Source organism: Rhizobium sp. R693 (genome assembly GCF_002211315.1).
Lineage (GTDB): Bacteria > Pseudomonadota > Alphaproteobacteria > Rhizobiales > Rhizobiaceae > Rhizobium.
In genome coordinates this window covers 122222-138089 of record NZ_LOKY01000001.1, presented here as the reverse complement: position 1 = coordinate 138089, position 15868 = coordinate 122222, and the positions used below count along the sequence as shown (strand labels likewise).

The window sequence follows — 15868 nt, the reverse complement described above, 5'->3', positions numbered from 1 at the left end:
GCGTTGCCTATGGGTAGGCTGTCGCGCCATCTGGCTTGCGCGTGATCTTCCGTTCCCAGTGCACGTAATCTTCCTTGGCGAGGGCCTTTTCGTCAATTTCGAGGCCCCAGCCTGGCCGGTCGGGTCTCAGCTCCATGTGCCCGTCAACCGGCATATATGGATCGCTCGCCCACGGCGCGAATTCATGCGGCTTGAATTCGAGAATTTTGAAGTTCGGCTGCGCGGCGCAAAAATGAACGTTGACGGCGGTCGCCAGCGGCCCCATCGGATTATGTGGCGCAACCGTCACGTAGTGTGCCTCCGCAATGGCGGCGATGCGGCGCATTTCAGTGACGCCGCCGACGACGCAGATATCAGGCTGGATGATGTCGGCGCCACGCGCGCTCAAGAGCGACAGGAACTCGAAGCGCGAGTAAAGTGATTCACCCGTTGCAAGTGGTACCGTCACCTTCGATTTCAGCTCCGCCCAGGCCGGAATGTGTTCGGGCCTGATCGGCTCCTCGTAGAACAGCGGATCATACGGGGCGATTGCTGCAGCGAGCTGGGCAGCCTGGTAGGGCTCGTAGATCTTTGCATGGGCGTCGAATGCGAATTCGAAATGCGACGGGGTAAGGTCACGGATCTTGCCGAACCAGTCGCCGGTTTCCCTGACCAGTTCGCCCCATCGGCCGGTAAAAAGATCGCGCCGGTAGGGGCTCAGCTTGAAAGCCGTATAGCCGTAGGTCTCGTTCAGCTTGAATGTTTGGTCGCGTGCGGCTTCCGGGTCGGGCGCAGTGTAGACGCCGCAATAGACACGGACGCGATCTCGAACATTTCCGCCGAGCAGCATGTAGACGGGAAGGCCAGCTGCCTTTCCTGCAATGTCCCATAGCGCATGATCGATCGCGGATATCGCAGCAAGGCCAAGCGCGCCAGGCGGAAAGCGGCATTGCTGGTTCAGCTTGAGGACCAGGAATTCTACCCGGCGCGGGTCTTCTCCCTCGATTTGATGGAAGAGATAGTCGAGCAGGGGTGGCAGGGCCCAATCCGGACCGTGATTGTAAGCCTCTCCCCAACCGGAGATGCCTTCGCTCGTTTCGATCTTGACCAGCAGGCGCGGGCGGTCATCGACCCTTTGCATGTAGGTCTTCAGGGCAGTGATATACATATGATTGTCCTCAGGCTGCGCGGCTATGCTCGCTGACGCGTGCAACGATTGCCTGGAGTTCACCGCGCTCTGCCTCCGTCAGGGCTTCGACGCCGGGGATGCGAACCGGCCCGACGTCGTTGCCAAGCATGCCGAGAGCCTCCTTCACCACTGTCACGTTTGCGCCGTTCAGATATTTCGTGCGCATCGCCTCGAAACCGGCGATGTCATCAATAAGCGTGCGGGCGCCGGCATAGTCACCCGCTTCCAGCGCTTGATGAATAGCGTGCGAACGCGCGGGAAAGACGTTGACGAGGCCTGAGGTAAAGCCACGTGCGCCCATGGCGTAAAACGCCGGCGCCCAGCCTTCAGCAAGTCCGCAAACCCAGATCGCCGCCGCGTCCTTCGTCGCACGGATTACCTCAGCCAGCAGCATGAGGTTGCCGGAGGCGAACTTGATGCCGGCAATGTTTGCATGCAGCGCAAGCTTGCGGAAATCGGCAACCGAAAACGTGTCGCTTCGTACATACGCTATGACGGGAACGCTTGAAGCTTCGGCAAGCTCCAGGAAGTACTTGGCCTGATAGCTTGGACCGGCAAACGGATCCATCGGATGATGGCCCATGATGGCATCGGCACCGTCGGCAATGGCTTCGCGCGCCAGCATCTTTGCATCGGCAAGCGAACGACCAACGGCGGCGCTGACAAGGGATTTGCCGCCGGCGGCCTTGATTGTCGTCGCGTGAACCTGGCGGATTTCTTCCAGCGTCAGGGTGAAGAATTCACCGGTGTTTCCAGCAGCCATCAGATTGTGAACTTTGGCATCTGCAAGACGGCCAATGAGGCCAGCGAGCTTGACGCTATCGATCCTGCCGTCCTTCTGATAGGGCGTCACGGGAACACCTGAAATGCCCGTCAGAGCCTTGCGGATTTTGTTCATTGCCTCGGTCACGTCAGATGTCCTCGTTCTTCTTGAATACGATTTTGAGGTAAGTCTCGCCCGAGCGCACGACATGGTCGCGCATCACGCGCTCGGCCTTGTCGCTATTGCCGGAGATGATGGCCTCTGCGATCGCAATGTGTTCTGAAAGCGCCTTGTCGCGCTCTTGCGGATCGGAATGAATGACACGTCGAATACTCGCGTCATAGAACTGCTGCCGCTCGATCATCCTCGCAAGGTATTGGCATCTGGACGAGACGTGGATCTGATCGTGAAACGTCTCATTAAGCGCAATCAGCTCGTCTGCCGATCCAGCTCTCGTCGCCGCCGTCATAAGGCCGATGGTCGCTTCTATGCCACCAGCCTCATCCCTGGAAATCCGCTTTGCGGCCAGGTGCGCAATCATCGATTCCAGTGCTGCGCGGGCAAGGATCATCTCTTCTGCCCAGCCAGAGTTATACCGGATGAGGACCCCGCGGCGCGGGAGGGTTTCGACAAGACCTTCGGTTTCGAGCTGGCGCAGGGCCTCTTTGATCGGAGTCGTGCTGACGCCCAGCTGGTCTGCGAGCTGGCGCTCATTGACGCGTTCATTGGGCGAAAAGCGCCCCGAAAGAATAGCTGACCGCAAAGTGCGATGCACGTGATCGCGCAGTGTTGTCAGGAAGCGCGGGTCGAGTCTCTCGATCCGGTCCTCGCTCGATGCTGGAAGCGCATCTTTCTGCATCACTCGAAAATCCCCGTTGACGTCAAAATTGTTTTGTGAGATCTGATATACCAGATTTCATATCGGTGTCGATATGAAAATTCGCGTTCGACGCGATGAAAGTGCACCAGGGAGGAACGAATGGGCATTCAAAGACGCAGTTTCCTGATCATCTCGACCCTCATGGCCGCAGCGCTTTCGATGCCGGTCTCGGCACAGGCGGCGACGCCGAAGGATCAGCTGGTTGTTGCCATGAACATGTCGTCCATGCGTGGCTTGGACCCGAACGAACTGAACCAGCTGGAGGCTGCCGAAATTGTCGCCAATCTCTACGAGCGGCTCATTGTCTTACCCGCGCACGACATCACCAGGCCGATGCCGGGTCTTGCCGAAAGCTGGACCGTTTCGCCCGATGGCAAAACCTTCACCTTCAAGATTCGCAAGGGTGTGACGTTTCACTCGGGAAACCCTTTGACCGCCAGGGATGTCGAGTGGTCGTTGCGGCGACTGGTCAAGCTCGGGCTTGCCCCTTCCGTCGATCTGCGCCAGTGGGGGTTCACCGACAAGAATGTCGATGGCCTGATCAAGGCGACGGATGACGCGACCCTTGTCTTGGAAACACCGGAGGTCTGGAACCCCAACCTGATCTTCTATTCACTGGCGAGTTTTTCGACGTCCATTCTCGACAGCAAGCTTCTCGCCGAGAAGGACAAGAGCGGTGACATGGGCCGCGAGTTCCTGCAGACCGCGGATGCCGGGTCGGGGCCTTATTCGCTGCGGACGTGGCGCGTCAACGATCTGCTCATTGCCGATGCTTTCAAGGACTATTGGCAGGGCACGGCGAAGATGCGTCGCGTTATCCTTCGCCACATCCCGGAATCATCCGGCCAGCGTCTCCAATTGGAAGCTGGTGACGTCGATGTGGCAACGCGTCTCTCGTCGACCGATCTCGCAGCCGTCGAGGCGGGAGGCAAGGCTGATATCCAGAAGACGCCGGGCTTCGGATTTTACTATCTGGCGCTGAACCAGAAGGACGAGATCCTGTCCAATCCGAAGGTCCGCGAGGCCTTCCGCTATCTCATTGACTATGATGGGCTCGCGGCCACGGTCATGAAATACTACGGTATTGAGCAGCAGACCATTGTCCCCGCTGGCCTGCCAGGCGCCAGCCATACGGCTCCCTACAAGCTTGATATCGACAAGGCAAAACAGTTGCTTGCCGAAGCCGGCTATGCGAACGGATTTTCCAAAGTCTACTATGCGACACCGGTGACACCGGAATATGAAGTGGCCCAGTCGCTTCAGGCCAATGCCGCCAAAGCCGGTATCAAGCTTGACCTGCAAGGGGGCGACCATATCGGCAAGTTTCGTAACCGCGAGTTCGAAATCTTTTCCGCCCGCACCGGCGAGCGTCTCCCCGATCCGCACGCGGTCTTGGCCTCCTATGCGACCAACCCCAATAACGCCGACGATGCGAAGTTGAGCGGCCTGATCGCCTGGCGCAGTGCCTGGGACGTTCCGAAGGAGATCCAGGATATGGTGACTGCAGCGGCTCACGAGACCGACCAGCAGAAACGTTCCGATCTCTATGCAAAGATCAACGAGGCCTATCTGAAGGCCTCTCCGGCTCTCGTGACCTCCTTCCAGCGCACCGATGCAAAGGCCGTCCGCAAGGAGATCAAGGGCTACGTTGGCCATTCAACATGGCTGACACGTTGGGACACGGTCTCCAAGGGAGAGTAGACCGGATCTCTTAAGGAGCATGACGTGAGTATCGCAAAGACAACCGCAACCATGCCGAGCCGCGGTTCGGCTGCGCTTGGAGCAGTGCGAAAGGTGACGGCATCGTTTGCCGTCATCTTGACCACGCTTCTCGGGCTTTTGCTGATCACCTTTGTCGTCGGGCGCATGGTGCCCGCCGACCCGGTCATCGCTGTGATCGGCGATCAGGCCGACCACGAGACCTATCAGCGCGTTTACAAACAGATGGGCCTGGACCAGCCTCTCCATGTCCAGTTCGCCACATATCTTACAAACGTCGCTCACCTAGATTTCGGCCAGTCGCACGTTACCAAGAACCCGGTCGCCAGCGACCTTGCCCGTGTCTTTCCGGCAACGCTGGAGCTCGCCACGCTGGCAACGATAATCGGTGCGGGCCTTGGCATTCCCCTCGGTATCGTCTCAGCTGTCAGGAAGGGGAGCTGGATTGACCACCTGGCGCGCGTCGTCGGGCTGCTTGGGCATTCGACGCCGATCTTCTGGTTGGGAACGATTGTCATTCTGGTTTTCTACGCGAAGTTCGGTCTCATCCCGGGCAGCGGCCGCCTCGACGTCTATAACGAGGGATTGGTGGACGGGCCGACGAACTCGATCCTGGTCGACGCCATGCTTGCCAAGGAATGGGAGGTTTTTCGTGATGCGCTTTTGCATGTGGCAGCGCCCGCGCTCATTCTCGGCTACGCCGCCATGGCCTATCTCAGCCGCATGAGCCGCAGTTTTATGCTCGAACAGTTGCGGCAGGAATATGTGCTGACGGCAAGGGCCAAGGGCCTCGGGCAGCGCGCCATCATCTGGCGGCATGCCTTCCGCAACATCCGCGTCCAGCTTTTGACAATCATTGCCCTTGCGTACTGCGGTCTGCTTGACGGCACCGTTCTCATCGAGACCGTTTTCGCCTGGCCGGGACTTGGTCAATACCTGACATCGGCATTGTTTTTTGCCGACATGAACGCAGTTCTCGGCAGCGTGCTTCTGATCGGCGTCATATCGATCGCCATCAACCTTTTGTCGGACCTGACCTATCGCTTCCTCGATCCGAGAACCAGGTGACACCATGGCGGTCCGCTATCTCAACGATCTCCATGACTGGCTGGTCAACGAGGAGTTTTCCTCATTGCGCCAGGCGCGTCTGCACAAGGCCTATGTGCTTTGGCTCAACCTCATTGCCAATCCACTTGCCTTCGCGGGCTTTCTGGTCGTCATTGCCTTGATCGCAATTGCGATCCTTGCGCCGCTGCTGGCAAATCACGACCCGATCCTGCAGGATCTGAGCATGGCCTTGAGGCCGCCGTCGACGCTCAACTGGTTCGGGACGGACGAGTTCGGCCGCGACGTCTATTCGAGGCTCGTATACGGCGCGCGCACCACCCTTTACATCAGCATCCTTGTGACCGTCATCGTCGCCCCGATCGGTTTTGCGATCGGTGCAACAGCCGGCTATCTCGGTGGCTGGGTCGATGTCGTGCTTATGCGCATCACCGACATTTTCCTGTCCTTCCCGAGTCTGGTGCTTGCGCTCGCCTTCTCGGCCGCCCTTGGGCCGGGCATCGAGAATGCCGTCATTGCCATAGCCTTGACCGTGTGGCCGCCGATCGCCCGTCTTGCACGCGCCGAGACACTGACGTTTCGCGCCGCCGACTTCGTCGTCGCGGCCGAACTGCAGGGCGCCGGCATGGGGCGCATCCTGTTTCGCCATATCGTGCCACTGTGCGCACCTTCCATCATCATCCGCCTGACGCTTAATATGTCGAGCGTCATCCTGACGGCTGCAGGTCTCGGATTTCTCGGCCTTGGTGCGCAACCGCCGATGCCCGAATGGGGTGCCATGGCCGCATCCGGTCGACAATATCTCCTCGACGCCTGGTGGCTTACGACCGTTCCGGGCATTGCAATTCTTCTTGTCAGTCTGGCCTTCAATCTGCTTGGCGACGGACTGCGCGACATCATGGATCCCCGAAATGCCTGATCTTTTCCAGCCGATTCTTTCGGTCAAGAACCTGTCGGTCCAGTTTCCGACCTTGTCGGGCGTCGTGACGGCGGTGAAAAATATCTCCTTCGACGTCGGACGCGAAAAAGTCGGCATCATCGGCGAATCCGGGTCCGGCAAGAGCACCACCGGACGTGCGATCATGCGCCTCCAGCCTGCCAATGCCCGCCTTGTGGCTGATGAGTTGCGTTTCGAAAAGGTGGATCTGCTCGCAGCCAGCGAAGCCGAGATGCGTGCGATCCGGGGTCGCCGCATTTCGATGATCCTCCAGGATCCGAAATATTCCCTCAACCCGGTGATGACGGTTGGCGAGCAGATCTCAGAGACCGTCATTCTGCATGAGCGCATCGGGCGGCGCGAAGCCCGCCAGCGTACGCTTGCCATGCTCGAGCGGGTCAATATTCGTGATCCGGAGCGTGTCTTTGATCTTTATCCGCACGAAGTATCGGGCGGCATGGGCCAGCGTATCATGATTTCGATGATGCTGATCTCAGCGCCGTCACTTATCATCGCCGATGAACCGACCTCGGCGCTTGATGTAACCGTCCGTCAACAGGTGCTGACCATTCTCGACGACCTGATCGTCGAGCGCGACATTGGCCTGATCTTCATCTCACACGATCTGAATCTGGTAAAGAGCTTCTGCGATCGCGTGATCATCATGTATGCAGGGCGTATCGTGGAAACGCTGGACGCCTCTTGTCTCGAAGCGGCGAAGCATCCCTATACGCGTGGCCTCCTGGAAGCGCTGCCAAGCCTCGATCACCCGAAGGACAGGCTTCAAGTGCTGCGACGCGACGCAAGCTGGGCGGAGGCATGAGATGACCATGATATCCGTCAGCAATCTTGCCGTTTCGTTCAGTAGTGGTCGCGCGGTCAAGCATGTCGTCAAAGGCATTTCCTTCAATGTGAATCCAGGCGAGACATTCGGTCTTGTCGGCGAGAGCGGCTGTGGCAAGTCCACCGTTCTCGGGGCCCTTGCCGGCAGAGTGAAGAATTGGACCGGCGCGTTCGAAATTGACGGAGAGGCGATCGTTAAGAAGCGATCGCGCCAGCAGCTCGCAAAACAGCAGATGGTGTTCCAGGACCCATTCGGCTCGCTCCATCCGCGTCATACCGTTGGCCGCACCCTGCTTGAACCGCTGGAAATCCACGGCCACGACCAGCGCCAGGAGCGGGTAGAGGCGGTCCTGCGCGATGTCGGTCTGCCGGCCCGCTTTCGCCACCGATTTCCGCACCAGCTGTCGGGTGGACAACGCCAGCGCGTCGCGATTGCACGGGCATTGATCCTCAAGCCCCGCATCCTCCTTCTCGATGAACCGACGTCGGCGCTCGACGTGTCGATTCAGGCCGAGATCCTCAATCTGTTGAAAGACTTGCGCGAAAGGGAAAATCTGACCTACATCCTCGTCAGTCACGACATGGCGGTTGTCGCTCACCTGTGCAATCGTGTTGCCGTCATGCAAGATGGCGTGTTCGTCGAGATCGCGACGCGCGAGCAGCTGCTCGCCGGCAAGGTCGCCCACAAATACACGCAGACATTGCTCGATGGCAGTCGCGGATATGTCCCAACCCGCAAAGGCAGATAGAGCGAGCTTTGCACCTGGCGAAGGATTGAGGTGTTTCACGCGCGGTGACTGAACGGGAAGGGGCAGCCTTCTATGGTTTATCTGTGGCTGCTGGCAAAGCATCGACAAGAATGCGTCATAGAGGCGCAGACGCTCGGGCCGCCGATCAAGGCAGCCGCTGAGCTGCACCCATCTTGCCGTCGTCGATGGCATTTGGAGCGCCCCTGAAGCAATGTTGACCGATAGTCGGCGCCAATCTCATCGAAATTGATCCAGGAAAGATCGAAACCGAAACTCTTTCTTCATGACTTCTAAATTAAGCGCGTGCATAGGTCATCTGCAGAGGCGGACGGTCACCCAAGCCAAGAGCGCCGGATTTTTTTGATTGCTCGGCGCCATTCCGCGCAAGAAATGCTGTTCGTTGAGAAACATGCCCCGACAAATCGATACCACCCGGCAATTCTTCTTCAAGGTCATTCTGCCGCTTGCCCTGCTGGTCACGTTGCTGCTCGTTGGTTCGGCTGGCGGCTTGATCTGGCTCGCGGACTATCAGACGAAAACCGCGATTGGCGAACAGGCGCGATTGGCGCGCGCTGCAGTTGACGTCCATGGCGAAGCCCTTGCCAAGGGAGCGGCAGACTACGGTCATTGGGATGAGGCCGTAGAGGCGATCATCGATCGCTTCGATTTTTCCTGGGTCGACGGCAATATCGGCCAGGCCGGCGCGCAGAATTACGGCCTCGCCATGTCATTTGTCCTGGACCCGGAAAATCGTACTGTCTACTCTTATGTCGATGGCAAAGGCGCAACGGTGGATGCCCGCTCGCTTCTTTCCAACGGCTTCAACGAAATACTTGCCCGCAATCGTGCCGGCGATCACGTCAGTTCGACATCTGGCCTGGTAACTGCGGGAAACGAACTCGCAATGGTGGCGGTAGCGCCCTTGCGCCCCTTCGATGACAAGGCACGCTCCCAGGATACCGGCTATCTGATCGTCTTCGTCGACGTCTTGAACGGAGCCCGCCTGGCCGAGCTTGGCCACACATATCTGCTGCCCAATCTGAGATTGGTTGATATCGATGACGGGAGTGTTGATCCTCGGGCGCGGATACGCATTTCGGACGAGATACGGGCAACGGCCCGTTATCTGGCGTGGGATCCTGTGCGTCCTGGTGATCAGCTTTTGCAAACGGCCGGGCCGGTTCTTGTCGTCATTCTGTCTGCCTTCTTGGCCCTGTCGATATTCGTGCTTCGCTATTCGGGAGAGGCTGCCCGGCTGATCCGCAGCAGCGAGGCTCGCGCCATGCGCGACGCACTCACAGGCTTGCCCAATCGCCTGTTGCTGCTTGATCGCCTCGATCGCCTCGTCGGCCATCTGAAAAGCCGCAAGCCGGGCGTGGCCCTCATGTATCTCGATCTGGATGGCTTCAAGGCGGTCAATGACGGGCACGGCCATGCGGCCGGCGATGCGCTTCTCTGTCAGGTCGCGGAGCGGCTGCGGTCGCTCCTTCGTGAGCAGGACACAGCAGCCCGTCTCGGCGGCGATGAATTTGTCGTGGTGATGCCTGGGCTGACCAACGAGAACGAGTTGCGGACACGTGCAAGCAGGATCATCGAGACCTTGCGCTCCCCTTACAGGGTCGCCGACACGGTCGTCGAAATCGGTGTCAGCATCGGCATCGCAGTCTCGCCCACCGATGGGCAGGAAAGTGCCGCTCTCCTGCAGAAGGCCGATCAGGCGCTCTACCTGGCCAAATCCAGCGGCAAAGGAACAGCACGGTTTCACTCCGACAAGGCCCTTCAGGTCGTCGGCTAAGGCTGTTTGCGTTCCCAGTTCCGCATGAGGGCCTCTACGAACATGTCAGCCAGTCTATTCGTGCCTTGAACCGCCGCGCCGTCCCGAGCCGCGGGGAGGCGCGCGAAAACCTTGCGGACGGAACGCGCACGCCTGTGCAGAGTAGCCATAGTTCGGTCGTCTTCGCCGCGGCCGCTCGCCAATCGCTCTCATCGACCAATGCTGATCGCCCGATTGATAACATCATATTTTCTGATATAGAACAGGGATGACGTTGTCGCAGATCGGAGCCCCATGAGCCGCAATTTTCTTGTCGTCGACCCCGAAGAGGGCATGCCCATCCTCAAGGGGCTCGCATCGCCGGCTCGCGTCGCCGTGCTGAAACTCCTGCACGAGAAGGGGGCGCTGAACGTCAACGAAATCGCTGATATCCTTGACCTGCCGCAGTCGAGCGTCTCCACCAACGTCCAGATGCTGGAAGAGGCTGGGCTGATCCGCACCGAGACGCAGAAGGCACGCAAGGGCAACCAGAAGGTCTGCCGCAGCGTCTATGACGAGATTCTCGTCGTCTTCAAGAATGAAATCAAGGAAACCGAACCGGACGCGATCGAGGTGTCGATGCCGCTTGGGCTCTATACCGGTTTCGAAGTGACGGCACCTTGTGGGCTGTGTTCCGCCGACGGTATCATCGGGCTGCTCGACGTTCCCAATACCTTCCTCGATCCGGATCGCATGAAAGCGGGGCTCATTTGGTTCACGCGAGGCCACGTCGAATATCAGTTTCCCAACAATGCGCGACTGACGAATACCAGCATTCGCGAGATCGAATTCGTCATGGAGTTAAGCTCCGAGGTTCCTGGCACCAGCGCCGACTGGCCCTCCGACATCACCCTCACGGTCAACGGCGCCGATATCGGAACCTGGACGTCTCCGGGTGATTTCGGCGACAAACGTGGGGTTTTCACGCCAGACTGGTGGAAGCTGAAGGGCTCGCAGTACGGCAAATTGAAGAACTTCCGCATCAATGATGATGGCGCCTTCGTCGATGGATTGCGCATTTCCGATGTCACGCTTGCCGATCTGAAGCTGGATGAACACCATTCGGTACGCCTGCGCATCGGTGTGCGCGACGACGCCAAACACCCTGGCGGCATCAACATCTTTGGTCGCGGCTTCGGCAACTACGATCAGGACATTCTGCTGCGACTGAAGACTCGGTGAGTCTATTCGGATTTCTGAATTTTACGCTTGACCAGGTCTCGTGCTTCCGCTTTATTGATCTCAAATTGTGATACAAATCACAAAAGACGATATAGTGGAGGACGACAGCATGAAGGCCGCGGTTACAGCGCATAGCAAATATACGATCTCGGACATCGATCCGCGCCTGTATGGCTCGTTCATCGAGCACCTCGGCCGTGCTGTCTATACCGGTATCTATGAGCCTGGTCATGCGCGCGCTGACGAAAACGGCATGCGCAAGGATGTCATCGACCTCGTCAAGGAACTGAATGTTCCGATCGTGCGCTACCCGGGTGGGAATTTCGTGTCTGCCTACAATTGGGAAGACGGCATTGGCCCGAAGGAAAGTCGCCCGACGCGCCTCGATCTTGCCTGGCATACCTCCGAGAGCAATCAGGTCGGCATCCATGAGTTTGCCGATTGGTGCGCCTTGGCAAGCACCGAGATGATGCTTGCCGTCAACCTCGGTTCGCGCGGTCTTGATGAAGCGCGTAACTTCCTTGAATACGTCAATCATTCCGGCGGCAGCGAGTGGAGCGACAAGCGCATTGCCAATGGCCGCAGCGAGCCCTGGAATGTCAAGCTCTGGTGCCTCGGCAACGAGATGGACGGCCCCTGGCAAATCGGCCACAAGACGGCGGACGAGTATGGCCGGCTGGCGCATGAGACCGCCAAGGCGATGCGCGCCTTCGACAGCTCGCTCGAGCTTGTCGTCTGCGGTTCGTCAAACGCGCACATGCCGACCTACCCGCAATGGGAAGCGACGGTGCTCGACCACACCTACAACGAGGTCGACTACATCTCGTTGCACATGTACTTTGAAAATCGCGCCAAGAACACCGCCAACTATCTCGCCCGCAGTATCGAACTCGACAATTACATCGGCACGGTCGCCGGCGTGATCGACTACGTCAAGGCGAAGAAGCGCTCATCGAAAAACGTCTACATCTCGTTCGACGAATGGAATGTCTGGTACCACTCCAAGGAACGCGACAAGGCAACGCTTGCCGGCGCGAACGGTTGGCCGCATGCCCCCGCACTTTTGGAGGATGACTACAACTTCGAAGACGTGCTGCAGGTTGGCTGCATTCTCAACACCTTCATCAATCGGGCGGATGTGGTCAAGATTGCCTGCCTGGCGCAGCTCATCAACGTCATCGCCCCGATCATGACGGTCCCGGGTGGTCCGGCATGGCGCCAGACGATCTTCTATCCCTATTATTTCGCCTCTGTGTACGGACGCGGAACGGCGCTCAAGCTGATGGTCGACAGCCCGACCTACAAGGTCGACGGCCTTGGCTGCGTTCCCTACCTCGACGTGTCTGCGGTTCATGATGCCGACAAAAAGACCGTGACCTTCTTTATCGTCAACCGCCATGTCACCGAGACGCTCGATCTCGATGCGGGCCTGCTCGAATTCGGTGCGTTGCGGGTTATCGATGATCAGGTCATCGCCCACAACGATCTCAACATCACGAACACCGCCGACAAGCCTGACAATGTCGTGCCGAGGGCTGTCACCGGTTCAAGCTTCGTCGACGGCAAGCTCAGCGCAAAGATCGCGCCGCTCTCTTATCGGATGATCCGTTTGCAAGCGTAATCAAAATCCTGTTTTCTGATACATATCAAACGATATGTTGACAAAGCAATTGTATGATTTAACGTCAGCGCACCGGTCTTGACGTGCCACTGGGAGGAAAAGATGGGAGCGAGCGCTTCTGTTTTGGCACCATCACTGACTGAGGGGGCTCCACTCGTGGACGCTTTCTTGGTGGGAACATGCCATTTGCGTGTCCATATCGGCATTTCGGGTTCTGACCGCAATCCAGGAGCTGTCGGATGACCGCCAATATCGAAATCCAGAATGTCACCAAGCGCTATGGTTCCATGACCGTCCTTGACGGGCTGTCGTTGTCGATCAAGGCGAACGAGTTCATGGTCTTCCTGGGTCCTTCCGGCTGCGGCAAGTCTACGCTTCTTCGCATGATCGCGGGCCTTGAAAGCGTCGACGACGGGACGATTTCGATCAATGGCGAACGCATCGACACGCTTCCGCCCGGCCAGCGCGACATCGCCATGGTGTTCCAGTCCTATGCGCTTTATCCGCATATGACAGTGGCCGACAACATGGCCTTCGGACTGCGCAACATCAACGTTTCTGCCGATCTGATCTCCGCACGCATTGCCGAGGCGGCTCGCATGCTCGAGATCGGCCATCTCTTGGAGCGCAAGCCGGGCCAGCTTTCCGGCGGACAGCGCCAGCGCGTCGCCATTGGCCGCGCGATCGTCAAGGAGCCGAAGGCCTTCCTGTTCGACGAGCCGTTGTCGAACCTCGATGCGGCGCTGCGCGTTCGCACCCGTGTCGAGCTCGCACAGCTGCGCCACCGGGTCAGATCGACAATGATCTTCGTAACGCACGATCAGATCGAGGCCATGACGCTGGCCGATCGCATCGTCGTGATGAACAATCGCAAGATCGAGCAGATCGGAACGCCGATGGAGATCTATTCCCGTCCGGCAAGCCGTTTCGTCGCCACCTTCGTCGGCTCGCCGACCATGAACTTCCTCAACGTCAGTGTGGCGGAAGAAAGTGGCTTTCTGCACGCAAAGCTGCCGGACGGAACAAAATTGCAGACCACGATCCGGGCGAACGGGGTTAAGGCCGGCGAACTCTCTCTCGGCATCCGTGCCGAGGCGGTCAAGCTTGCTAGCGGCGTTGCTGCAACGACCACAGGCAAAGTGGATGTGCTGGAACGCCTCGGCGACCGCACGCTTCTGTATACCCGTCTCAAGGATGGCAGCGTCATTGTTGCCGAGGATATCGGCAGCAGCCGCGTTGCAATCGGCGACGAGGTGGCTCTTAACCTCGACGGCACCCGCACGCACCTCTTCGACGATGCCGGCCACGCCTGGCACAATGAGGATGCAGGTCATGGCTGAGGCGACGCTGTCATCAGCCGGATCTGCGGCCCACGCCCCTGCAAGGCAAAAGGTTAAGAACATCAATGCGCCACTCTGGCGAAATGCTCTTTTCGTCGCGCCTTACCTCTTCTTTTTCGTGACCCTGCTTGTCGTGCCGCTGTTCTGGGGCATCTGGCTCAGCCTTCACAAGGCCGACGCATTTGGGACGGGCCGTTTTGTTGGCCTCGGCAATTACACCAGGCTGTTTAACGACAAGGTCTTCATCCAGGCCGTCGGCAATACGTTCTACTTCGTGCTTTTGACAGTGCCCACACTGGCGATCTTGGGTCTGCTTTTGGCGCTCGCGCTCAATCGAAAGACGAAAATGGCAGCCGCGCTGCGGGCCGTCTACTTCTCGTCCTCCGTCCTGTCGGTGACGATTGTCACATTGATCTGGCGCATCGTCTTCATCGGCAATTTCGGCCTGCTTGCCACCATCTACGGCTGGTTCGGCGTGCCTGCGCCGGCCTTTCTCTCCGACCCGAACCTCGCCATGGTCGGTATCGCCATTGCGACCGTTTGGTGGTGTATCGGCCTGCCAATGATGCTCTTTCTCTCGGCATTGCAACAGGTGCCGGGCGAAATCTATGAAGCAGCGGCCCTCGACAATGCCAGCCGCTGGCGAACACTCTGGTACATCACGCTCCCTTCGATTAAACGAACTTTCGTGCTCGTGCTGATCATCCAGGTGGTGCTGCAGTTTCAGCTCTTTGGTCAGGCAAAGCTGATGACGCTCGGTGGCCCGAACAACGTGTCGAAGCCGATCGTGCTTTACATCTACGAAGCTGCATTCAGGCAGTGGGACCTCGGTCTCGGTGCTGCCGCCTCTGAAATCCTCTTCATACTGATCCTGATTGCTGCGATGGCGCAGTACTTCATCTCGCGCCGCAAAGGAGAAGAAGGATGAGCGCTTTATCCGGTGGAAGCATGGTCGGCCGCTCGACCGGCGATCGCGTGATTTTGCTCCTGGCACTTGTCTGCGCGCTGATCATGATGGCGCCGGTGCTGTGGGTGATCGGGCTGTCCATCAAGGACAACAAGGAGCTGATGGCGGACATGAATTCCGTCTTCCGTGCGCCTTACACGATCAACAACTATATCAATATCCTGGCGACCTCCTCGGTGTTCCGCTGGATCTTGAACAGCATCATCGTTGCCGGCGGCCTGACGATCTTCACGTTGATCTTATCGTCACTTGCAGGCTATGGCTTCGCACGACTGAACTTTCCGTTCCGCAACACGCTCTTCATCATTGTCTTGCTCGGACTTGCGATCCCCGAGCAGGCGGTCCTTATCGCTCGTCATCAGATTTTCAGCTGGTTGAAGTTTCACAACACCTATCACGGTCTGATCCTGCCGGGATTGTCGGCACCCTTCGGCGTGTTCCTGATGACGCAGTATTTCCGGGCCATCCCGAAGGAACTTGACGAGGCAGCGCTTTTGGACAACGCCAGCCGGTTCAAGATCTTCTGGAAGGTGCTCTTGCCGTTGACGGTTCCCGCGCAGGCGACGCTCGGCATCTTCACCTTCCTTGGTGCCTGGAACGACTACCTCTGGCCGCTGATTTCCGGCACCAAGAAGGAAATGTATACGCTGACGATCGGAATTGCCTCGTCGCAGACCAACTTTGCGCAGTCGGAGGGCCTCGGCTTTCTGATGTCGCAGGCGGTCTTCGCCGGTGCCCCGATCCTCATTCTTTACCTGTTCTTCCAGAAATACATCGTGACGGCAGTGTCTGGCGCCGCCGTGCGCTGACACGTCGCCATC

Annotated in this window: 14 protein-coding genes; 11 read left to right on the top strand and 3 right to left on the bottom strand. The window is 58.4% G+C overall.

Going from position 1 to position 15868, the window contains the following annotated elements; all coding sequences use genetic code 11:
- Positions 1-7: 7 nt before the first annotated feature.
- From ATY79_RS00680 to ATY79_RS00670, 3 genes are read right to left on the bottom strand one after another with little or no spacing between them, the layout of a single operon-like run.
- Positions 8-1147, bottom strand: coding sequence for a mandelate racemase/muconate lactonizing enzyme family protein (locus ATY79_RS00680; RefSeq protein ID WP_088702619.1), 1140 nt, complete (start codon positions 1145-1147; stop codon positions 8-10).
- Positions 1148-1157: 10 nt separating this feature from the next.
- Complete coding sequence (locus ATY79_RS00675; protein WP_088702995.1) at positions 1158-2066, bottom strand: dihydrodipicolinate synthase family protein; 909 nt, start codon at positions 2064-2066, stop codon at positions 1158-1160.
- Positions 2067-2079: 13 nt separating this feature from the next.
- Complete coding sequence (locus ATY79_RS00670) at positions 2080-2790, bottom strand: GntR family transcriptional regulator (protein WP_088702618.1); 711 nt, start codon at positions 2788-2790, stop codon at positions 2080-2082.
- Positions 2791-2910: 120 nt separating this feature from the next.
- On the opposite strand from ATY79_RS00670, the gene ATY79_RS00665 reads away from it, so the two are divergent.
- The 11 genes from ATY79_RS00665 to ATY79_RS00610 all read left to right on the top strand — a co-directional run bounded on the left by ATY79_RS00665 (position 2911) and on the right by ATY79_RS00610 (position 15856).
- Positions 2911-4512 carry an ABC transporter substrate-binding protein gene (locus ATY79_RS00665; RefSeq protein WP_088702617.1) on the top strand — a complete coding sequence of 534 codons (1602 nt, stop codon included), beginning with the start codon at positions 2911-2913 and terminating at the stop codon, positions 4510-4512.
- A 51-nt stretch (positions 4513-4563) separates the two neighbouring features.
- Positions 4564-5598, top strand: coding sequence for an ABC transporter permease (locus tag ATY79_RS00660; protein WP_088702994.1), 1035 nt, complete (start codon positions 4564-4566; stop codon positions 5596-5598).
- Between the two features lie 4 nt (positions 5599-5602).
- Positions 5603-6514, top strand: coding sequence for an ABC transporter permease (locus ATY79_RS00655; protein WP_088702616.1), 912 nt, complete (start codon positions 5603-5605; stop codon positions 6512-6514).
- Entirely contained in the window at positions 6507-7355 is an 849-nt protein-coding gene (locus tag ATY79_RS00650; RefSeq protein WP_088702615.1) for an ABC transporter ATP-binding protein, read from the top strand. Before ATY79_RS00655 ends, ATY79_RS00650 begins: the two co-directional genes overlap by 8 nt.
- 7 nt (positions 7356-7362) lie before the next feature.
- Positions 7363-8124, top strand: coding sequence for an ABC transporter ATP-binding protein (locus ATY79_RS00645; RefSeq protein WP_189637948.1), 762 nt, complete (start codon positions 7363-7365; stop codon positions 8122-8124).
- A 409-nt stretch (positions 8125-8533) separates the two neighbouring features.
- Positions 8534-9919, top strand: coding sequence for a diguanylate cyclase (locus ATY79_RS00640; protein ID WP_088702613.1), 1386 nt, complete (start codon positions 8534-8536; stop codon positions 9917-9919).
- Positions 9920-10192: 273 nt separating this feature from the next.
- A complete protein-coding gene (locus tag ATY79_RS00630; RefSeq protein ID WP_088702611.1) occupies positions 10193-11119 on the top strand; it encodes a helix-turn-helix domain-containing protein in 927 nt (308 codons plus the stop codon).
- Positions 11120-11228: 109 nt separating this feature from the next.
- Complete coding sequence (locus tag ATY79_RS00625) at positions 11229-12740, top strand: alpha-N-arabinofuranosidase (RefSeq protein WP_088702610.1); 1512 nt, start codon at positions 11229-11231, stop codon at positions 12738-12740.
- 239 nt (positions 12741-12979) lie between these two features.
- Positions 12980-14080: a sn-glycerol-3-phosphate ABC transporter ATP-binding protein UgpC gene (ugpC, locus tag ATY79_RS00620; RefSeq protein WP_088702609.1), complete on the top strand. Its 1101-nt coding sequence runs from the start codon at positions 12980-12982 to the stop codon at positions 14078-14080.
- Positions 14073-15008 (top strand): sugar ABC transporter permease, encoded by a 936-nt coding sequence (locus ATY79_RS00615; RefSeq protein WP_088702608.1) that lies wholly within the window; start codon positions 14073-14075, stop codon positions 15006-15008. Before ugpC ends, ATY79_RS00615 begins: the two co-directional genes overlap by 8 nt.
- Positions 15005-15856, top strand: coding sequence for a carbohydrate ABC transporter permease (locus ATY79_RS00610; RefSeq protein WP_088702607.1), 852 nt, complete (start codon positions 15005-15007; stop codon positions 15854-15856). The genes ATY79_RS00615 and ATY79_RS00610 overlap by 4 nt, the downstream gene beginning before the upstream one ends.
- The last annotated feature ends 12 nt before the right edge of the window (positions 15857-15868 follow it).

Coding starts and splice junctions, on each gene's coding strand:
- ATY79_RS00680 (WP_088702619.1), bottom strand. CDS start 1,147: ATGTATATCACTGCCCTGAAGACCTACATGCAAAGGGTCGATGACCGC.
- ATY79_RS00675 (WP_088702995.1), bottom strand. CDS start 2,066: ATGAACAAAATCCGCAAGGCTCTGACGGGCATTTCAGGTGTTCCCGTG.
- ATY79_RS00670 (WP_088702618.1), bottom strand. CDS start 2,790: ATGCAGAAAGATGCGCTTCCAGCATCGAGCGAGGACCGGATCGAGAGA.
- ATY79_RS00665 (WP_088702617.1), top strand. CDS start 2,911: ATGGGCATTCAAAGACGCAGTTTCCTGATCATCTCGACCCTCATGGCC.
- ATY79_RS00660 (WP_088702994.1), top strand. CDS start 4,564: ATGCCGAGCCGCGGTTCGGCTGCGCTTGGAGCAGTGCGAAAGGTGACG.
- ATY79_RS00655 (WP_088702616.1), top strand. CDS start 5,603: ATGGCGGTCCGCTATCTCAACGATCTCCATGACTGGCTGGTCAACGAG.
- ATY79_RS00650 (WP_088702615.1), top strand. CDS start 6,507: ATGCCTGATCTTTTCCAGCCGATTCTTTCGGTCAAGAACCTGTCGGTC.
- ATY79_RS00645 (WP_189637948.1), top strand. CDS start 7,363: ATGATATCCGTCAGCAATCTTGCCGTTTCGTTCAGTAGTGGTCGCGCG.
- ATY79_RS00640 (WP_088702613.1), top strand. CDS start 8,534: ATGCCCCGACAAATCGATACCACCCGGCAATTCTTCTTCAAGGTCATT.
- ATY79_RS00630 (WP_088702611.1), top strand. CDS start 10,193: ATGAGCCGCAATTTTCTTGTCGTCGACCCCGAAGAGGGCATGCCCATC.
- ATY79_RS00625 (WP_088702610.1), top strand. CDS start 11,229: ATGAAGGCCGCGGTTACAGCGCATAGCAAATATACGATCTCGGACATC.
- ugpC (WP_088702609.1), top strand. CDS start 12,980: ATGACCGCCAATATCGAAATCCAGAATGTCACCAAGCGCTATGGTTCC.
- ATY79_RS00615 (WP_088702608.1), top strand. CDS start 14,073: ATGGCTGAGGCGACGCTGTCATCAGCCGGATCTGCGGCCCACGCCCCT.
- ATY79_RS00610 (WP_088702607.1), top strand. CDS start 15,005: ATGAGCGCTTTATCCGGTGGAAGCATGGTCGGCCGCTCGACCGGCGAT.